Source organism: Bacillus sp. FSL W8-1141, assembly GCF_038593205.1.
Taxonomy (GTDB): domain Bacteria; phylum Bacillota; class Bacilli; order Bacillales; family Bacillaceae; genus Bacillus; species Bacillus altitudinis.
Genome location: NZ_CP151973.1, coordinates 2,040,592 through 2,059,796 on the forward strand (window position 1 = coordinate 2,040,592; position 19,205 = coordinate 2,059,796).

Annotated in this window: 21 protein-coding genes; 3 read left to right on the forward strand and 18 right to left on the reverse strand. The window is 41.4% G+C overall.

Going from position 1 to position 19,205, the window contains the following annotated elements:
- Nucleotides 1–47: 47 nt before the first annotated feature.
- Entirely contained in the window at nt 48–428 is a 381-nt protein-coding gene (locus NSQ52_RS10285) for a YppE family protein (RefSeq protein ID WP_301231523.1), read from the reverse strand.
- 49 nt (nt 429–477) lie between these two features.
- The gene (locus tag NSQ52_RS10290; protein WP_224558417.1) at nt 478–711 is read right to left on the reverse strand and encodes a DUF5446 family protein; all 234 of its coding nucleotides are present in this window, start codon (nt 709–711) and stop codon (nt 478–480) included.
- A 196-nt stretch (nt 712–907) separates the two neighbouring features.
- On the opposite strand from NSQ52_RS10290, the gene sspM reads away from it, so the two are divergent.
- Nucleotides 908–1,012 carry an acid-soluble spore protein SspM gene (gene sspM, locus NSQ52_RS10295; protein WP_017359731.1) on the forward strand — a complete coding sequence of 35 codons (105 nt, stop codon included), beginning with the start codon at nt 908–910 and terminating at the stop codon, nt 1,010–1,012.
- Between the two features lie 23 nt (nt 1,013–1,035).
- Here sspM and NSQ52_RS10300 read toward each other — a convergent pair whose 3' ends face one another.
- The gene (locus NSQ52_RS10300) at nt 1,036–1,992 is read right to left on the reverse strand and encodes a DUF2515 domain-containing protein (protein WP_041507037.1); all 957 of its coding nucleotides are present in this window, start codon (nt 1,990–1,992) and stop codon (nt 1,036–1,038) included.
- Between the two features lie 46 nt (nt 1,993–2,038).
- Between NSQ52_RS10300 and recU the strand changes: the two genes are divergently transcribed.
- Nucleotides 2,039–2,674: a Holliday junction resolvase RecU gene (gene recU / locus NSQ52_RS10305; protein WP_017359733.1), complete on the forward strand. Its 636-nt coding sequence runs from the start codon at nt 2,039–2,041 to the stop codon at nt 2,672–2,674.
- Between the two features lie 19 nt (nt 2,675–2,693).
- Entirely contained in the window at nt 2,694–5,366 is a 2,673-nt protein-coding gene (locus tag NSQ52_RS10310) for a PBP1A family penicillin-binding protein (RefSeq protein WP_035702944.1), read from the forward strand.
- Nucleotides 5,367–5,401: 35 nt separating this feature from the next.
- On the opposite strand, the gene NSQ52_RS10315 is transcribed toward NSQ52_RS10310, so the two are convergent.
- The 15 genes from NSQ52_RS10315 to mgsA form a co-directional block, all read right to left on the reverse strand.
- A complete protein-coding gene (locus NSQ52_RS10315) occupies nt 5,402–5,911 on the reverse strand; it encodes a YpoC family protein (protein ID WP_024718527.1) in 510 nt (169 codons plus the stop codon).
- On the reverse strand, nt 5,908–6,570 hold the full coding sequence (nth, locus tag NSQ52_RS10320; RefSeq protein WP_008344602.1) for an endonuclease III: 663 nt from the start codon (nt 6,568–6,570) through the stop codon (nt 5,908–5,910). The genes NSQ52_RS10315 and nth overlap by 4 nt, the downstream gene beginning before the upstream one ends.
- A gap of 17 nt (nt 6,571–6,587) precedes the next feature.
- Nucleotides 6,588–7,292, reverse strand: a complete 705-nt coding sequence (locus tag NSQ52_RS10325; RefSeq protein WP_007500879.1) for a DnaD domain-containing protein — start codon at nt 7,290–7,292, stop codon at nt 6,588–6,590.
- Nucleotides 7,293–7,389: 97 nt separating this feature from the next.
- The gene (asnS, locus tag NSQ52_RS10330) at nt 7,390–8,682 is read right to left on the reverse strand and encodes an asparagine--tRNA ligase (protein ID WP_024718525.1); all 1,293 of its coding nucleotides are present in this window, start codon (nt 8,680–8,682) and stop codon (nt 7,390–7,392) included.
- A gap of 116 nt (nt 8,683–8,798) precedes the next feature.
- The gene (gene tseB / locus NSQ52_RS10335) at nt 8,799–9,284 is read right to left on the reverse strand and encodes a cell wall elongation/penicillin-binding protein regulator TseB (RefSeq protein ID WP_072368280.1); all 486 of its coding nucleotides are present in this window, start codon (nt 9,282–9,284) and stop codon (nt 8,799–8,801) included.
- Nucleotides 9,285–9,296: 12 nt separating this feature from the next.
- A complete protein-coding gene (locus NSQ52_RS10340; RefSeq protein ID WP_008344594.1) occupies nt 9,297–9,467 on the reverse strand; it encodes a YpmA family protein in 171 nt (56 codons plus the stop codon).
- 132 nt (nt 9,468–9,599) lie between these two features.
- Nucleotides 9,600–12,392, reverse strand: a complete 2,793-nt coding sequence (gene dinG / locus NSQ52_RS10345) for an ATP-dependent DNA helicase DinG (RefSeq protein ID WP_342473305.1) — start codon at nt 12,390–12,392, stop codon at nt 9,600–9,602.
- 115 nt (nt 12,393–12,507) lie between these two features.
- The gene (panD, locus tag NSQ52_RS10350) at nt 12,508–12,891 is read right to left on the reverse strand and encodes an aspartate 1-decarboxylase (protein WP_058336709.1); all 384 of its coding nucleotides are present in this window, start codon (nt 12,889–12,891) and stop codon (nt 12,508–12,510) included.
- Nucleotides 12,884–13,750: a pantoate--beta-alanine ligase gene (gene panC, locus NSQ52_RS10355; RefSeq protein ID WP_342473306.1), complete on the reverse strand. Its 867-nt coding sequence runs from the start codon at nt 13,748–13,750 to the stop codon at nt 12,884–12,886. The genes panD and panC overlap by 8 nt, the downstream gene beginning before the upstream one ends.
- Nucleotides 13,747–14,586 carry a 3-methyl-2-oxobutanoate hydroxymethyltransferase gene (panB, locus tag NSQ52_RS10360; protein WP_041507030.1) on the reverse strand — a complete coding sequence of 280 codons (840 nt, stop codon included), beginning with the start codon at nt 14,584–14,586 and terminating at the stop codon, nt 13,747–13,749. Before panB ends, panC begins: the two co-directional genes overlap by 4 nt.
- A gap of 199 nt (nt 14,587–14,785) precedes the next feature.
- Nucleotides 14,786–15,769: a biotin--[acetyl-CoA-carboxylase] ligase gene (locus NSQ52_RS10365; RefSeq protein WP_327871820.1), complete on the reverse strand. Its 984-nt coding sequence runs from the start codon at nt 15,767–15,769 to the stop codon at nt 14,786–14,788.
- The gene (locus NSQ52_RS10370; protein ID WP_342473310.1) at nt 15,742–16,941 is read right to left on the reverse strand and encodes a CCA tRNA nucleotidyltransferase; all 1,200 of its coding nucleotides are present in this window, start codon (nt 16,939–16,941) and stop codon (nt 15,742–15,744) included. Before NSQ52_RS10370 ends, NSQ52_RS10365 begins: the two co-directional genes overlap by 28 nt.
- Nucleotides 16,934–18,079, reverse strand: a complete 1,146-nt coding sequence (gene bshA, locus NSQ52_RS10375; RefSeq protein ID WP_024718520.1) for an N-acetyl-alpha-D-glucosaminyl L-malate synthase BshA — start codon at nt 18,077–18,079, stop codon at nt 16,934–16,936. Before bshA ends, NSQ52_RS10370 begins: the two co-directional genes overlap by 8 nt.
- A 2-nt stretch (nt 18,080–18,081) precedes the next feature.
- Nucleotides 18,082–18,786, reverse strand: a complete 705-nt coding sequence (bshB1, locus tag NSQ52_RS10380) for a bacillithiol biosynthesis deacetylase BshB1 (protein WP_024718519.1) — start codon at nt 18,784–18,786, stop codon at nt 18,082–18,084.
- Nucleotides 18,773–19,192 (reverse strand): methylglyoxal synthase, encoded by a 420-nt coding sequence (gene mgsA / locus NSQ52_RS10385; RefSeq protein WP_035702930.1) that lies wholly within the window; start codon nt 19,190–19,192, stop codon nt 18,773–18,775. The genes bshB1 and mgsA overlap by 14 nt, the downstream gene beginning before the upstream one ends.
- Nucleotides 19,193–19,205 lie beyond the last annotated feature (13 nt).

Consider the following 19,205-nt stretch of genomic DNA (forward strand, 5'->3'; position numbering starts at 1 on the left):
CAGAAGATGTGCCTACAGCAGCCATAAGAAAAACGCAGGCTGTTTCATCAGCTGCGTTTGTTGATTTCTTCTATTAAAAGATTCAGTGTATAAATCACTGACTCAACTAAATTTTTCACACGAGATGCATGCTGTTTGCCAAAATAAGATTGCAGCACAACCTCTTTTCCATTTTCTTGGACGGCTTCAAGCTGTTCTTGATGTAAGTATCTAGGTTTGGCCTGATGAATAAATGAGGTAGCAGCAGTAAGCCACTCTTCCATTTGCTGATCAAATTTGACAACGGCCGGTTGAATATCGTTGTAAAAATCATAAACTGGGTATTCCTCTTCTGCCTTTCCCTTTAGGTACTGCTCGTATGCTTCTTCGATCCACGTGATCAACTCTTGTGTATGTTTAAGTAATGTTTGATTATCCAAAGTGTTCACCTCTATGAACCATCCTATCAAACGTTTACTTATTGCTCAAATAGAAAAGCTATCCGGCGTGATATGCGGGTCTTGCCTGCAGCTTATACTCTGCTGCATGAATTTTCAATTCACATTCCTTCACTTCAGATTCAAGACGGTCAATGATTTGTTCTTGCTCCTCTACGGCAGCGTTTTTTGTTTTTTTGACAGCTAAAGACAGTTCTTCTTCCACCGCATCAATCTTTCGCTCAATTTCCTCTAACAACTGCATAATGGATTCTTTTGATACAAATTCGCTCATCATCAGATTCCTCCTTTATCATCTCTCGTTACATTCTCTTTTCTTTTGCCCCCTCCTTCATACATGACAAAACTAGAACTAAATCGCCAATCTAAGTGAAGATAAGCGCAATTTCTTCCATTTCGACACGTGCTTGTCCTTCTTTGTATGATCGCGTCCGATTGTGTAAATTCTAAGGACAAAGGAGGTAGATGTCATGAAAAAGCAGCAAGCACCAAAAGAGCAAAAAACAAAAGGGAAAGAAAATAGTACAGATCAGCTTGATAAAAAGCTCGGCGGCCCTAACCGTCCATCCACGTAAAAAAAGCAGGTACCCCCTGCTTTTTATTTATGCAAAAAATAGTGTTCTAATGAGAAAAGAAAACGAAGCTGCCTTTTTTTATGAAAATACCAGTCGGTCAACTCAATTTGTTTTGGTAAGCGCTCTACTTCAAACAAGGATGGACTCAATTTCTTTTGAAACCAATCTTCCCTTTGATCGTCTAATGAATGTGTCATGACTGGATACACCGTTCTGAGGAAAGGGCTTGACCTTCGCGCAATCCCTAAAAACGGTTCAAAATCAAATCGAGATCCCGTATGCGGCACGGTATGCAAAAAGTGATAAAAATCCGAAAACAAATCGGCTCGAAACAATAGTTTTGCTAGCTTTTTCCCTAACGTAATGCGCTCTTTTACTTGGGAAAACTTTCGTATGGTTAACCCATACAAATGCCCGTCTACTGTCGGAAAAACGACGGTTTGAAAATGTGCCCACTCGCTGAAAAGATATTGAATCGAGTGAAAAACATTCTTTTTCAGGAGAGGATTTTGTATAATAGGAGATTGTATAGTATATTGTTCATTTATGATGAGTGCATGCAGCAGTCGCTCTGTGTCACGCGTTTGCCAAAATCGTTCCCACTCAGCGCTCATAAAACGAGACACACCGAAATGGGGCAGCAGATGAAATAAAGGTTTACGGCACCTTTTTGACCATTCATACAAGAGAAGCTGCGGGTAAGCATCTGAAAAGATCAGCCAATTCGCTCTTTCATATGCTGTAAAGAACAGATGCCCTTGCTGATCCGTTAAACCCGGATGAAAGAGCTCGCCTTTTAAATCTGTCATCGACCATCCAGCATTTCTGGAGACAAAAGAAGCAAGCAGAGACCATTTCATCTCTGGATGACGGTCATAAAAGCGCTTGTACGCATTTGTCCTTGTCAGATTGTCCTTATTTTTCGCTTTCGTTTCATGTAAAATATGCTGGGTAATCATGTGCTCTTGTTGTGACAACATGGTGATCTCTCCAATACAAAATGCATTAAAAGGAGGCTGAAACTTGATGATTCGGTATCCTAACGGAAAATCGTATCAGCCCATTCAACAAATTGGGACAAAAAAAAGAATCAGCGGCGAATCATCTTATAGTAACCGCGGGATGACGCTTGAAGCTGACTTAAATGAAACGAACCAGTACTATTTGGTCAACGGGATCGCAGTCATTCATAAAAAGCCTACCCCTGTTCAAATTGTCAATGTGGATTATCCAAAAAGAAGCGCTGCTGTCATTAAAGAAGCCTATTTTAAACAATCCTCCACAACAGACTACAACGGGGTATACAAAGGACGCTATATCGATTTTGAAGCAAAGGAAACCAAAAGCACCACCTCGTTTCCGCTCAAAAATTTCCACGACCATCAAATTGAGCATATGAAACAGGTTGAAAAGCAAGGCGGTATTTGTTTTGTTATTATATCCGCATTTGGTTCCGTTTATTATTTGTCCGCTACTGACCTCTTCTTCTTTTGGGAGCGGCAGCAGCAAAACGGCCGTAAATCCATTAGCAAAGATGAATTAATGGAAGCAGGTCACCTCATGACACTTGGATATTCGCCAAGAATTGATTATATTAAAGTAGTGGAGACACTTCATTTTTCGGATGACAGCAAGCAACATTTACGTTCGAAAAAGGTTTAACACGAAAGGTTGAGATGTGATGTCTGATCAATTTACAAGTCGTGAACAGCGACGTAAAGCAAGTCAAGAAAACAATAAGAAGCAAAAGAACAAAAAAGGCAAAAAGAAAGCAGGTCTATTTAAAAAAATATTTTTATCTTTACTCGTGATCGGTCTTCTTTGTTTAGTAGCCGGAATCACAACTTTTGCCGTTTTTGCATCAAGCGCTCCTTCTATTGATGATAGCAAGCTAAAAACGCCGTATTCTTCAAAACTTTACGATAAAGACAAAAAAGTCTTTGCAGAAGTCGGGGCGGAAAAAAGAACGTATGTCTCGATTAAAGATATACCCGACGTGGTAAAAGACGCGTTTATTGCAACTGAAGATGCACGTTTTTATAAACACCACGGGATTGATCCTATCCGTATTGGCGGTGCTCTTGTCGCAAACGTCGAGGACGGTTTTGGAGCAGAAGGTGGAAGTACGATTACACAGCAGGTTGTGAAGAACTCCCTGCTTAACAATCAAAAGACGTTAAAACGTAAAGTACAGGAAGTATGGCTCTCGATTCAGCTTGAGCAAAAATACTCTAAAGATGAAATTTTAGAAATGTATTTAAACCGTATTTTCTTCTCTCCTTATGCTTATGGTGTTGGGAAAGCGGCTGAACAATTTTTCGGAGTGACAGATTTAAATAAACTAACTGTTGCACAGGCTGCCACACTTGCAGGTATGCCGCAAAGTCCATCTGCCTATAACCCAGTGAAACATCCAGAGGCAGCGGAAAAACGCCGTAATATCGTTTTAGGCCTAATGAAAAAACAAGGCTATATTTCAGAGAAAGAGTATGAGGAAGCAAAAGCAACACCTGTCAGCAAAACAGTTGTTTCAGCTGATAAATATAAGAGTCAAAACTCAAGTAAGTACTCTGCTTATATTGAAGAAGTCATGGAAGAAGTACAGAAAAAAGCCAAAGTAGATGTATCAACAGATGGATTAAAAATCTATACTTCTCTTGATCGAAAAGCTCAGGATCATCTGGATGACATCATCAATGGGGATTCAGCCGGATTTACGAAAGGTATGCAAGCTGGAGTCACCCTGCTGGATACAAAAAATGGTGAAATTCGTGCCATTGGTGGTGGTCGTGATGTGCCAGCCGGCGGCTTTAACTATGCCACTGATGCAAAACGCCAGCCGGGATCTACAATTAAACCAATTTTAGATTACGGTCCTGTAATTGAAAACAAAAAATGGTCAACATATCAGCAAATTGATGATGCGCCTTATACGTACTCTAACGGTACACCTATTAACAACTTTGACAGAAGACACTTAGGGAAAATGTCGATGAGAAGTGCTTTGGCACAATCACGAAACATCCCTGCTTTAAAAGCTTTCCAAGAAGCTGGTACAGATAATGCTGTTCAATTCGCCAATAACTTAGGTTTGGACTTACCTTCTGACATTCCTGAGTCTTACTCAATCGGCGGATTTGACGAAGGTGTCTCATCTCTTAAAATGGCTGGTGCATTTAGTGCATTCGGTAACAACGGATACTATAATGAACCGCATGCCGTAACGTCTGTTGAATTTAATGACGGGACGAAGCTTGACTTAACGCCAGATTCTAAAGCAGCCATGAGTGATTACACTGCATTTATGATCACAGATATGCTGAAAACTGCTGTACAATCTGGAACAGGTACACTCGCACAAGTACCGAATGTTCAAGTAGCTGGTAAAACAGGTACAACCAACTTTACACAAGATGATATTAATAAATACAACATCCCTTCTGGCGGGGCGAAAGATTCATGGTTTGTCGGTTACACGCCGCAATACACAGCAGCTGTGTGGACCGGAATCGGCAACTCAAAAGATGCAGACGGCAAAATGTGGCTCACGGATTATGAACAACGTGTTGCCAAAGTTGTCTTCCAGAAATTAATTTCTCAAATTGATGATGGAAGCGGCTCATTTGAAAAGCCAGACAGTGTCGTTGAAGCAACGGTTGAAAAAGGATCAGATCCAGCGAAGTTAGCTGGACCAAACACACCAAGTGATAAGAAGACAACGGAATACTTCGTCAAAGGAACTGTCCCAACAAAAGTTTCTGACACATATGAAAAGAAAGAAGCTGACAAACCATCTGACTTAAAAGCGGTGTATGATGAAGAGAAAAAATCGATTACACTCACTTGGGGTTATGATGACGATGCAGATGCAACATTTAATGTGAAGCAAGCGGTCGATGATGGCGGCTATAAAGACATTCAAAACAGCTCTTCTAAAGAAGCCGTCATCTCTGATGTGAAGCCAGGATCCACCTATAAATTCCAAGTGACAGCGACTGTAGACGATGTCACAAGTAAAGCTGCTTCTACCTTCCTCACCATTAAAGATGACGAAGAAGAGGAAGAAAAAGCAGATGATGAGAACAAAGAAGAAGAAGAGCCACAGCAACCTGATGATGAGCAAACAGATCAAACAGATGATAATCAAAACCAAGGCGGCACTGATGAGCAGAAGCCTGATGATAAAAAAGATCAAGGCGGAAATACCGAAAATGGTGATGGCTCAGACAGTACAAATGGAAACAGCAACTCACAGAGCGATGCCAATAAAGATAAAAAGAAAGACGACGAGAAAGCCAATTCTCAAAGCTCAAATACTCAGTCAAATTCTACTTCTCGCAAAGAAGACGAATAACAAAAAAGCACTTGCCCTATGTGGCAAGTGCTTTTTTAACGATTTTGTTTTAACTTTCTGAGTGCTTCATATTTTCCATACTGCTTTTTGAGCTCTGTGTATAACTCGTCCAATTGAATAAAGCAATGATATTGAGTAGGTTTAAGCAAAATAAACTCTAATCGTTCTGTCCAGTTAATGGGGGCTACTGGAAACGTCTGTTGTTTAATTTCCTCCCAATCAACGGTTTGAAGCCTCTCTCCTTTGATCCAGTAAAACATTGCAATCATACTGACAATGCCTTGCAGCATATCATCCTCTTCACACCGAGATTTTCTCGTTTGAAAGCGAGGAAGCATGTTGTCTTTTAATTCATTCCACAGATCAAACATCAAAGGAACAAATTCTTCCGTTTTCTGCCACGGTTGCTCATCTAGTAAAGGTTCTGAAGATAGATCAAATGCGAGTGGATTGATTCTTAATATATCCTTTTTTTCGCCGCTTATCTCTACCTTTTTCTCTTTTAGCTTTTCGACATATGAGGTGAAAACAGCTGCTCCGCTCATGCCAGCTTCACCAGCCCTTTTTTCAGCCTCTTCTGCCCTTCTCTGCACATATCAAGAAGTGGACAAGATTCACACTGTGGCCGCTGCGCCTTACAGTGATATCTGCCGAAAAAGATGAGACGATGATGGGTCACGGACCAATCCTCTTTTGGCACCTTCTTCATTAAGGTTTGCTCTACCTCAAGAACAGAATCCTTCCAGCGGCAAATCCCAAGTCGTTTGCTGACGCGCTCGACATGTGTATCTACTGCAATGGCGGGAATTCCAAAAGCGACAGATACAACGACATTTGCTGTTTTCCGTCCCACCCCTGGGAGCTTGATTAGCTCATCTCGATCTCTTGGCACTTCACCGCCATAATCTTCAATCAGCATTTGGCTTAATTTTTGAATGTTTTTTGCCTTATTACGATAAAGACCGATCGAACGAATATCCTGCTGCAACTCTTCAAGCGGCACACTTAAATAGTCTTCTGGTGTTTTATATTTTTGAAATAGATGTTTGGTCACTTTGTTCACTAGAACATCTGTACATTGCGCTGAGAGTGCGACAGCAATCACTAGTTCAAATGGATTGGAATGAACAAGCTCACACTCAGCCTCTGGAAACATATCTCCTATAATATCTAAACATTCATTGATTTGTTTTTTTGATAACATGCCTTCTCCTTTATTGGTTATTGTTCCAGCCAATTATAAAAAGGAACTTGTCTTTTATATGAAGATGTTTCTTCTTTTGAAGGTGGGGCTTTTTGCTGCGAACGGAAATGCTGGCTATGCTCTTTCGCTTCTTCAGCTGTTTTCAGCCCTTTCTTTTTCCACTCAAACAATATTCGATCGATATAGCGAAAATTTAATTTCCCTGATAAAACAGCTTCTCTTAGAGCAAGACGAATCATCTCAGCATCATGATGGTCTTGGTCCATCCAGATCGAGAGTGTCTCCCCTTCAAGAGGAGAAAGTGGTCTGCCAAACTCATCTTCAAATAGCGCATATAAAGATTTTTCAGCCTGCACATGATTCTTTTGCAGGTCTTTCGCCTGTTTTGCTTCTAAAAAGTCATACAGCACACCCCATAAGGGTTCTACCGAGTAACGGTCATGCTGAATACCAGACCTGTCTTCAAACGGCTGGATCGAAATAAACCCTTTTTGAATCAAATACTGCACCATATAAGCACATTCTTCGGCCGAAATGGTCATACCATGTGAAAGCTCTTCAAATGTTTGAAAAAAGACGCCTTGTTCTTCATTCATTTTAATCTTTAACATGACCATCATTTGTGATTCATTCAGTCCTAATTGCTCATAATGGGCAATCAGCAAATTAGGCAAACTGGTCGAACCCATTTTCTGCATATCTATAAATTGCTGCCTTTTCATCGGATACACCTCTTCACTTTCAGTATATCACGTTTTCTCATACGTGCTGCCCTTAAGACGTTTGAAAAAGCCTCCATATGTTGGAGGCTTTCACGTCTTAAGGATATAAACGGTTTAATAATCTTGGGAATGGAATTGTTTCACGCACATGCGGCGCTCCGCTAATCCAAGCAACTGTTCGTTCAAGTCCAAGACCAAAACCTGAATGTGGTACAGAACCATACTGTCTTAATTCTGTGTACCATTTGTACGTTTCTTGATCTAACCCATGTTCTTTTAATCTTGCTTCAAGCAGATCTAAATCATGAACACGTTCAGAACCGCCGATAATCTCTCCATAGCCTTCTGGTGCAATTAAATCTGCACAAAGGACGACATCATCACGGTCTGGTGCAGGCTGCATATAAAATGGTTTTAATGAGGTTGGGTAATGAGTGATAAAGACTGGTTTATCATAGCTTTCGGCGATCGCTGTTTCATGCGGCGCACCGAAGTCATCTCCCCATTCAATGTCATCAAATCCTTTATCCTGCAAGAATTTAATCGCTTCATCATATGTGATGCGCGGGAATGGTGCTTTGATGTTTTCTAATTTTGCTGTATCACGGCCAAGTGTGTGCAGTTCTACTTTACAATTTTCAAGTACACTTTGAACAACGTGAGACACATAATTTTCTTGGTACTCAAGGTTCTCATTAAATTCAACAAATGCCATCTCAGGCTCGATCATCCAGAACTCGATTAAATGACGTTTTGTTTTCGATTTTTCTGCTCTAAATGTTGGACCGAATGAGAATACTTTTCCGAGTGCCATCGCAGCAGCTTCCATGTAAAGCTGTCCACTTTGAGAAAGGTAAGCATCTTCATCAAAATATTTAGTAGCAAACAGCTCTGTTGTTCCTTCTGGAGCACTTCCTGTTAAGATTGGCGGATCCACTTTCACGAAGCCTTCTTGATGGAAAAACTCATATGTAGCACGAATAATTTCGTTACGGATTTTCATAATGGCATGCTGTTTTTTAGAACGCAGCCATAAATGACGGTGATCCATTAAGAATTCTGTTCCATGTTCTTTTGGTGTAATTGGGTAATCTGTTGCTTCGTGAATCACTTCAATGGATTTCACTTGTAATTCAAAACCAAGTGGTGAACGTTCGTCTTTTGTTACTTGTCCTGTGACATAGACCGATGTCTCTTGTGTCACTGATTTCGCAAGCTTAAAGACTTCCTCTTCCACCTCTGCTTTTACAACGACTCCTTGAATAAAGCCTGTCCCGTCGCGAAGCTGCAAGAATGCAATTTTCCCGCTTGAACGTTTATTGGCAATCCATGCGCCGATTGTTACTTCTTCATCGACGTGTTTGAACACTTGATTAATAGTTGTTTTCAACATATTTCCCTCCAAAGCCAGAAAGAAACTCACCTTGTTAGATAGGTGTGATTCTTTTTTCATACATTTTATTATAACCGTTCTAAATCAGCATGGTCAACGCAAGACAGAAGAAACTATGGTGTTAAATTTTTTTCCACTCGTCCTGTCGTAAAATCAACATAGCTGAAACTATATTGGTTGTTCTCATTTAAGTACGTTACTTCCCAAAGGAGGACGTCACCTTCTCTTGCTAATTGAACATTTTTCAGCTTAGAAATGGTGTTCTCCTTTTGAACGGCTTGTACTGCTTGGGTTGAAGTAATGCCTTCTTTTGCTTTTTTAGCAATGACTTTTTCTTTTTTGCTGGCAGGTACCCACACATAGATCGCTTCGTTTTGTTTGTTTTTACCTTCCACAATAAATTGCTTTTCTTTCCCAACAAAGGTATCCACTTGCTCTACTTGTTCTATTGATGCTTGCTTTTTTGCTCGTTCAATCGCTGCCTCATGACCTTCTTCTTTTTGTCCCATGGCAATTTGATAAATCCACGAAAAGCTAATGATGCCAATGAGTAAAACGAGCGCAGCAATGGATGAAATAATCCAAACTATTTTTTTCATGTCAAGCTTCCCCTATGTGCGATATATGGTAAATATCGCTTGATTTTGATCTTCTTGATCTAATGCTAATCCAAACATAAGATCTTCCCTTTTAAGCGTTCTGTTCAGCAAATCGACGATTTTGTATAGGTCTTCTGAATGCTTAATTTGAACAGTTGAAAGTACCTCTATTTTACTTTCCACTTCTAATTCCTCCTCGGTACGTAAATATTGTTAGTCATACTTTTCAATGTGAGAACCGATACTATTTTTACAACGGAACATAAAAAGCCGTTACGATAAATTAACTCCAAACCCACACCAGTGAAAGGCCGCTTATGACAGCGGCTTTTCGTTGTTAAGCTTTTCTATATACGCCTCAAGCGACTCTTTGGACATCTCGTGAACTGGCGCATGATGAAGTGATTCTAAAAATAGTTTTCCATACGAAGCGGTTTTCACTCGGCGGTCTAAAATCAGCAATGTTCCGATGTCTTTTTCCGAGCGCAGCAAGCGGCCTGCTCCTTGCTTAAACGTTAACACAGCTTCCGGGAGAGCGACGGCTTTAAAGGGATTCTTCCCCTGTTTTTTTGCAGCTTCACATTTTGCTTCAATGAGCGGTGAATCGGGCGGTCGGAAAGGAAGCCTTGCCATAATGACGGTCGTTAGCTCTGAGCCAGGAAAATCCACACCTTCCCAGAAACTCCCTGTTCCTAGCAAGATGGCCTGCTTAGCCAATTTGAACATTTTTGTCAATTTTACAGGACTCCCGCCTGTCAAACCTTGAGCAAACAAGGCCGATTGCATACCTTCTGATTTCAGCTCTTCATACACTGCTTTTAACATCTCATGTGAATTAAATAACACCAATATTTTCGCTTGATCCTGCTTTTCCATGATCTTAATATATTTTGCAGCTTGCTTCACATATTCGCGTTCATCACGGTTTGTGATCGGCGGCATGTCAGCAGGTACAACGACCTTAAGCTGTTTTTCAAGTTCAAAAGGTGAATCAATTTGGACAAGGTGTGGGTAAAAATCTTGCAGTCCAAATCGTTCCAAGCAATAATCAAAGCGTTGATTGATGGTAAGCGTCCCTGATGTGAGGACAACGCTTTTTTTGTTCATAAAGAACCGATCAGCTAGCAGCTCCCCTGTATCTAGCGGCTGCGCGTGCATAAAGACAGCATTCTTAGCACCCTTTGCATCAATCTCAATCCAAACGGTTTCATCATTGTTTGGTTCAAAGATAAACCGGTACAGCGTACTGCAGAATGTCTGCATAAATGACATCACTTGATCGTATTCTTCTGCTTCAAATGCAAACTGCTCTATGAACTGATCACTTTTGTGAAGCAACTCATTTTTTTGCTGCTCATACAGTTTCTCACAAGCAATCAATAATGAACAAAGCTTACTCGCTGATTCTTTAATTCGGACCCACTGAGCATGTTTTGAATGATGACGGACTCTATGAATGAGACGATTGATGTCCGCTTTTGGTTTTGTCCTTTTGACAAAAGAATGTACGGTACTAAAAAATGCGTCACTTTCCATCTGAAGCTGCTGAAGATACTCGTCCATTTCAATAAAGGTGTCAGTTGATAAACCTGCCCCATGAAATCTCTTTTTCAATTTCTTAAGCAGCCCGCCATGCAAAGAGCCAAGCTGCGTTAATTTCGCATGAAGCTGGATATAAGACGCACTGTCACCTAGCGTTTCATTGGCTGTTTTTTCAAATTGGTGGGCCTCATCAATCACATAGACATCTGCATGCTGAAAGATAGAAGCTCCTTCTGTTTGAGATAAAAGCAGACGGTGATTCGTCAAAATTAAATCAGCGGTTTGAGCCTTTCGTTTAGCCCGTTCATAAAAACAATGTTCTTTAAAACGGCGTTTTTTCGATGTAAATGGCATGTGCACACAAGAGATACGGTCTTTTATATTTGCAGCTCCTGACGGTAAATTCAGTTCAGACAAATCACCTGTTTCAGTGACAAGAAGCCACATTAAAATTTGTGCTTTTGTTAAGACAACATCATAGTTATCATCTTCCTCATGCAGCACATGCTCAAACTTATCTAAACAAATATAATGTGCCCGCCCTTTAAACACACAGGCGGCTGGCTCAAATGGGAGCAATTGCTTGAGTAGCGGAACATCGCGCTGAAGCATTTGCTGCTGCAGTAAAATTGAATATGTACTGATAATGACAGGTTTTCCTGATTTCTTTGCTTCTAAAGCAGCTGGTATAAGATAAGCGAGTGTTTTCCCGATTCCTGGCGCCGCTTCAATTAACGCATAAGCTCTTTCATGGAACGCATCTCTTACTTTGTTCATCATCGTGAGCTGGCCTTCTCTTACTTCATAGCCTTCTAATGTTTGAGGAAGTTTCTCTTTTATCTCCTCAAACAGTTGCTCATCGTCAGCGCCTACTGCATATGTCGATTCAGTGATAGGATTGGTCACATCTTTCACAGCAAAAGATCCTACTTCTACAAGCGAATCATCCTGACTAGAGTGATTGGTTTCAAGCTGCTTAATTAAAAGTCCTATATCACTTAGAAGATAAGAGGATAATCTGCGCAGCTGTTTTAACACATTTGGCGGTGTATTCCTTAATTGATGTAATAAGGTTAAAAATAACATGGCAGTAACTTCCGCATCACTATCCGCTCTGTGCGGGTGGTCATGTGGAAGCATGAGCTCTTCGCTTAATTCAGTTAGCTTATAACCTTCAAGCTCAGGATAAAGAATTCTAGAAATTTCAACCGTATCAATCGCTAGCACATCCAGCTCATTTTTCCCGCATGCTTTTAGTTCATCGTTTAAAAAGTTCAAATCAAAATGAACATTGTGCGCAACAAAATAAGCGCCCTGTATGAGATCATATACCTCTTGGGCAATGTCCTCAAAAAACACCGCGTCATCAACCATGTGCTGCTTAATACCTGTCAGCTGTTCAATAAATCCAGGAATCGTTTTCCCTGGGTTCACATATTTTGAATACCGTTCGACAATTTGTCCATTTTCAATGACCACCGCAGCAATTTGAATGATTTTATCACCTTTTTTTGGTGAATTCCCGGTGGTTTCAATATCAACGACAACAAACCTTTGATCGGTCATAAAATGGACACCTCAATTCCTCGTTCCACTCATAGTGAAACACACTCTGGGCAATATAGCTGAAACAGAACAGCTTCCTTATGATGAAACTGTTCTGTTTCCATGTGAGCGTGCGTTATAAAATCGTTCTCGCAGGCTCTTGCCCAATCATTTGTTCAATTTGATTTTGTTTATTTAACACGACCACTTTAGGTGTGTGCGATTGCGCTTCTTCCTCTGACAACATCCCATAAGCGATAATAATGACTTCATCTCCTGGCTGAACCAATCTTGCTGCCGCACCATTTAAACAAATGACACCGCTCTTTCTTTCTCCAGGGATGATATATGTTTCAAGTCTAGCACCATTGTGATTATTGACAATTTGCACTTTCTCATTTGCCATCATGCCTGCCGCATCAAGCAAATCTTCGTCGATGGTAATACTGCCTACATAGTGTAAGTTTGCTTCAGTCACTGTCGCTTTATGAAGTTTCGAGGTCATAAAAGTTCTATACATGTTTTTCACCGCTTTCAGGAACATGGAAAATCACATTATCAATTAGTCTTGCCCGGGAGAACTTCACAGCAGTGGCAATGATCACTTGGCCCGTTAAGTGCTGAAGAGGTTCAAGCTCTGGGTAGGAGTAAATGTCAATATAATCGATTTCTCCACTCGTTTGAAGAATCTCTTCTTCCACTAATTGATAAATACGATTTACATCATGTTCACCATTTTCTACAGCTGTCTGTCCTTTTTTTAATGCCCGGTATAAAGCAGGTGCTTCTTGCCTTTCTGTTTCAGACAGATACACGTTCCTTGAACTTTTCGCTAAACCGTCTTCTTCTCGAACAGTAGGAACAGACACAAGGTGAAGATCAAAAAAGAAATCCTTGATCATTGCATCGATAACAGCGACTTGCTGTGCATCCTTTAGACCAAAGTATACATTGGTTGGTGCGACAAGGTGAAACAGCTTTGTCAGCACCGTGACAACGCCGTCGAAGTGTCCTGGGCGTTTCTTCCCGCATAAGACGTCTGTACGCTTTTGAACAGTCATCGTAATCGATGGCTCATCTTTGTACATTTCCTTCACACCAGGTGTAAATAATATATCTACTCCAGTTTCTTCGGCAAGACGCTGGTCTCTTTTCATATCTCTTGGATAGGATTCAAAGTCTTCATTCGGTCCAAATTGCAATGGATTAACAAAGATGCTCATCACTACGATGTCATTTTGATCTCTTGCTTCTTTTGCAAGCGTAAGATGTCCTTCATGAAGGAAACCCATTGTAGGGACAAATCCAATGGAATGCTGCTTCTTTTGATGCTGCTTGATCATTTCTTTTAGTTCATGAATATGGGAGACAACCTTCATTCCTTGATCCCCCCATATAAACCATCAAGGACTTCTTCTTTCATATGAAAGGTATGAGCATCCTCTGGGAATGTGCGTGCTTTTACTTCTTTTGTATATTGTATGAGCGCTTCTTCTAATACAGCATCGATTTGCGCGTATTGTTTCACAAATTTAGGTGTTCTAGACACGCCGTACCCTACCACATCATGGTAAACAAGAACTTGTCCATCTGCTTCAGCCCCTGCCCCAATTCCGATCACAGGAATCTTTAGCATGTCAGTAATCCGTTTTGTCAGTTCACCAGGTACACACTCTAACACAAGAGCGATGGCGCCTGCTTCCTCACATTTCAGACTATCTTCAATCAATTTCTGTGCACTCTCTTTGTCTTTTCCTTGCACTTTATAGCCGCCAAGGACACCGACTGATTGAGGGGTGAGCCCTAAATGGCTTACAACAGGAATACCGCCTCTTGTAAGTGCTTGGATGGATTCAAATACTCCGTCTCCACCTTCAAGCTTTAAGGCATCAGCACCGCTTTCTCGCATAATGCGTGCTGCATTTTTCATCGTTTCTTCTAATGAATAATGATAAGACATAAATGGCATATCCGTCACAACAAATGTGTCTTTTGCGCCTCTTTTGACTGCTTTTGTGTGATGAATCATATCATCCATCGTCACTTGCACTGTGGAATCAAGTCCAAGGACAACCATCCCAAGTGAGTCACCAACTAAGATCATGTCGACTTCCGCTTTTTCCGCTTGCTTTGCAGCTGGATAGTCGTATGCTGTCAGCATCACAATAGGTTCGTTTTGTTCTTTCATTTTGAAAAAATCTAACTTTGTCTTCATTTGTTCCTCCTCATTCTGGAGAGGAGATGGCTTGTCTGATCTCACACGCTTTTATCTCTCATGTGCAGACGAATCATCCCTCTGTCCAAGTCCCTTAGGATCAAGGCAGAAATTTATCGAATTTTTCTTCCTAACAGGTACAGTTCTTTTTCAGATACTGCCCACACGAAGTATATCAAAAATGTGCCGGGTGTTCCACTTAAGTTGACTTGATCTCAATGTCAGCGGAGTAGATGTTTTGGATTCCGTCTTCCGTTTCGAGTAAAAGAACGCCTTCATCATTAATCCCAAGCGCCGTTCCAGCATATTGCCCATTGACGGTGCGTGCGATGATACGCTTTCCAATGGTCATCGCATACGATTCCCATAATTGTTTGATCGGAGCAAAACCATAAGTCATATATTCATCATACCTTTTTTCAAAGGTGGACATGATGGTTTGAATCAATGCCGCTCTGTCTACCTTTTCACCCAGCTCCATTTGCAAACTCGTTGCAACATCCTTTAATTCTTCTGGAAAATCATTTGCCGTCTGATTCACGTTAATGCCTGGACCAATAATGACTGCGTGAACTTGGTCAGCTTCTGCTTTTAATTCAGTCAAAATACCAACGACCTTTTTTCCGTTTAGCAAAATATCGTTTGGCCATTTGATTGATGGACTGAGACCCGTTTGCTGCGCTATGGCTTCAGCGATGGCGACAGATGCTAAAAGCGTCATTTGCGGCGCTTTGTGCAGCGGTATTTCCGGCCGGAGAATCAAACTCATCCAAATGCCTGTCCCATTTGGTGAATGCCACGTTCTTTGAAGGCGGCCTTTTCCGTTTGTCTGATGATCACTGACAACAAGCGAGCCGTGCGGGGCTCCTTTATTGACGAGGTCATGGGCAATGAGCTGAGTTGAGGTGACTTCTTCTTGAAAATAAATATGCCTGCCAAACAGCTCTGTTTCCAAACCAAACAGAATTTCGTCTTCACTAATTTTGTCCGGTTTACGAAGCAGCCGGTATCCTTTTCTTCTGACCGCTTCGACCTCATATCCCTCTTTTCGCAAATCCTCTATATGCTTCCATACTGCCGTTCGGGAGCAGCCAAGCTCATCACATATTTGCTGGCTTGAGACAAAATCTTGCTCAGATGCTGTAAATAGTTCAATTAATCGTTTTCTAATCGCTGATCGCACGCTATGAGCCACTCCTCTATGGCTTCTTTTCGGTTTTCAAGCTGGTTTTGCAAAACGGCTTTTTTCACAGAAGCAAGCTCTTCTGCAATCCATTTACCAGCTGGCTTTTGCCGAAAGGCCATCAAATCTTTTCCTGACACTGCAAGGTCTTGAAGCTGTTTAATCGGCAACGCATCATATGAACGTTTCGCCGCCTCCAGCTCATCAAAGAAAATGCGGCGCTCATGTTTGAGCTGCGTGATTTTCATACTAGAAAGCAGGACATGTTCACCAGCTTCAAACATTTTTTCCGCATCCCAGTCACAATCAACATATTTGCTAATGGCAACGGCTTCTTTTAAAAGTTTCGTTGATAACTTCCATTCTTTTAAAAAGGACACCGCCTCCGCCTCATCTAGACCAAGTAAATGGATAAAGGCTCCCCACACCTCATCTAACCCATCCAATAAATAATACGGGAAAGCTTGGAACGTTTCATTCAGCTGATACTTGAGGCCGGGCAATTCTTCATACAATTTGGTGGAGATGAGCACCTTGATGGCTTGCTCACAGTAGCGGCCTTTTAAAAGTTTTTCCATTTCGATTTTTTTGCGTTCAACAGATATGTTAGCAAGCAGATGTTTATCTTTTTTCATTGCTTCTTCCGTCTCTTTAGAAAGCTCAAACCCGAGCTGGCTTAAAAACCGCACCGCTCTCATCATCCGAAGCGCATCTTCTTGAAAGCGGCATGCAGGATCTCCAACCGTTTGAATTCGTCTCCGCTTAATATCCCGCTTGCCGCCCACATGGTCAATGATGTCACCATGAATATCCATGGCCACTGCATTGATCGTTAAATCTCTTCTTAAAAGATCTTCTTTTAGTGATGAAATAAACGCCACTTCTTTAGGCCGTCGAAAGTCTTCATATTCTGATTCAGTCCGAAACGTAGTGACTTCATAGCTGACCCCGTCAAGTAACACAATAACAGTGCCATGCTCTTTGCCGACATCTACTGTTTTATCAAATAAAGACTCCACCACATCAGGTGTGGCATCTGTCGCAATATCGATATCCCCAATTTCCCTGCCTAAAAGGACATCCCTCACCGCACCGCCGACAAAATAAGCTTGATACCCATGTTCATGCAGTGTATGTAAAATAGGGATCGCATGTGTGAATGGTTCATTCATCTTCAACATCACCTTCGATCAATTCTAAGTAAAGCTCTTCATACTCTCTCACAATTTTGTCAGAAGAGAAATTGGCTTCAACACTAGACTTGGCTGCCATCGATATTTGCTTATGGAGCGCATTGTCTTTCAGAATAGAGATAGCATGTTTTGCTGCTCCATCTACATCACCAAGCGGAACAAGGAATCCTGTCTCTCCATGTGCAATCACCTCTGGAATTCCTCCAACGTCTGTTCCTATACAAGGTACTCCGCATGCCATTGCTTCAAGTAGTACAAGACCAAAACTCTCTTTCTCAGAAAGCAGCAGCTTCAAATCACTAATCGAATAGAGCTCCTCCACCTTCTCTTGCTTTCCTAAAAATAACACGCGGTCCGTTAATCCAAGCTTTTTCACAAGCTCGCAAACAACCGATTTTTCAGGTCCGTCCCCAATCAGTAGCAGTTTTGCATTCACCTGTTCAGAAATCTGTTTAAACACATGGATTACGTCATGCACCCGCTTCACTTTACGGAAATTTGATACATGGATGACGACCTTCTCATCCTGCAGAAGACCATAATGCGTCTTCAGCACTTCGTGATCTTCACGCAAATATACGCGCTCATCGACGAAATTATGGATCGTATCAATTTTTTTATTCGGTTTAATCAGATCGTATGTCTGCGCAGCCAATGAATGTGATACAGCCGTTACGCGGTCAGATGATTCGATCGCAAACCGGATAACTTCCTTTAAAGATGGATCATAGCCTAAAACCGTAATATCCGTCCCGTGAAGGGTGGTGACGACTTTGACAGACTGTCCAGTCATTTGTTTGGCTAAGAACGCACAGACAGCGTGAGGGACCGCATAATGCGCATGAATAATATCAAGCTTCTCTCGTTTTGCCACTTCTGCGAGTTTACTTGCCAGTGCAAGGTCATAAGGCGGATATTGAAACACAGCATATTGAGTGACATCCACCTCATGAAAATAAATATTCGGATACACTTTATTGAGTCTAAACGGAATACTTGAGGTAATGAAATGAACATCGTGCCCTTTTTCAGCTAAACGTTTTCCAAGCTCTGTGGCAATAATGCCCGAACCGCCAACACTCGGATAACAAGTGATTCCGATCTTCAATTTTTTCATAATTACCCCCCAAGTAAGTCATCGTCCATCAAAAGTGGCTTCTTTGTCAGAAACCCTTCTGCAAAAGGTTTATTGACTTCCCTTCCATACATCGACTCTCTCATTTTGACAAAATCAATATAACCATTTACAAGCGGTGTCTCCACTGAACTCTCTGTTTTGACAAATTGGCTTTTATACGCATGTAAGCTATCAATTTTTTGCTTCATCTCGTCTGAGATATCGATCACAAAATCTGGACGATGGTGGCCATTAATCATGTAATAATACATCTGGCTTATTTTATGCGCTGGCTGCTTGTATGAATCTTCAAATTTATGTATACCTGCAGAAAAAGCGGCCTCTTCTACAAGTGAACCCGCATGACCATGATCAGGATGTCGATCTTGGTGGTGCGGGGCAAAAATAAGTCTCGGTTTGTATGTTCGGATGACACCTGCAATTTCTTTCATCGCTTCGTCATTCAGATAAAGTCCTCTATCTGGCAACGTGAGCTGGATTCGAGTCGTGACGCCTAAAATGGCAGCGGCTGCTCTGGCCTCTTCTTTTCGGCTTTCAACCGTTCCATTTGAAGATAATTCAGCCTGAGTCAAGTCACAAATCCCAACACGTGCCCCTTTTTTTACGTATTTTGCAATCGTTCCACCCATACCGATCTCTACATCATCGCTATGGGCACCGAATGCAAGGATATCAAGTGGTTTCATGCGTTCCTCCGTTTTTTGCTACATCTCGAAAATCAAACGTACCTTTATTTAAATTTCTGACTAAAATTTCGGCAGTCCCCATATTGGTTGCTAATGGGATGGCATACACATCGCAAAGCCGGATGAGTGCAGATACATCCGGTTCATGCGGCTGTGCAGTGAGAGGGTCTCTAAAAAAGAGCACAAGATCCATTGCATTATCAGCAATCATAGCACCGATCTGCTGATCTCCTCCAAGTGGTCCTGATTGGAAACGATGAATGGGCAGCCCAGTCGCTTCTTTCACTCTTAAACCTGTGGTTCCTGTTGCATAAAGTGTATGATCTGCCAAAAGATCTCGATACGCAATGGCGAATTGAATCATGTCACTTTTTTTCTTATCGTGAGCGATTAAAGCAATGTTCATCAGGGATCCACTC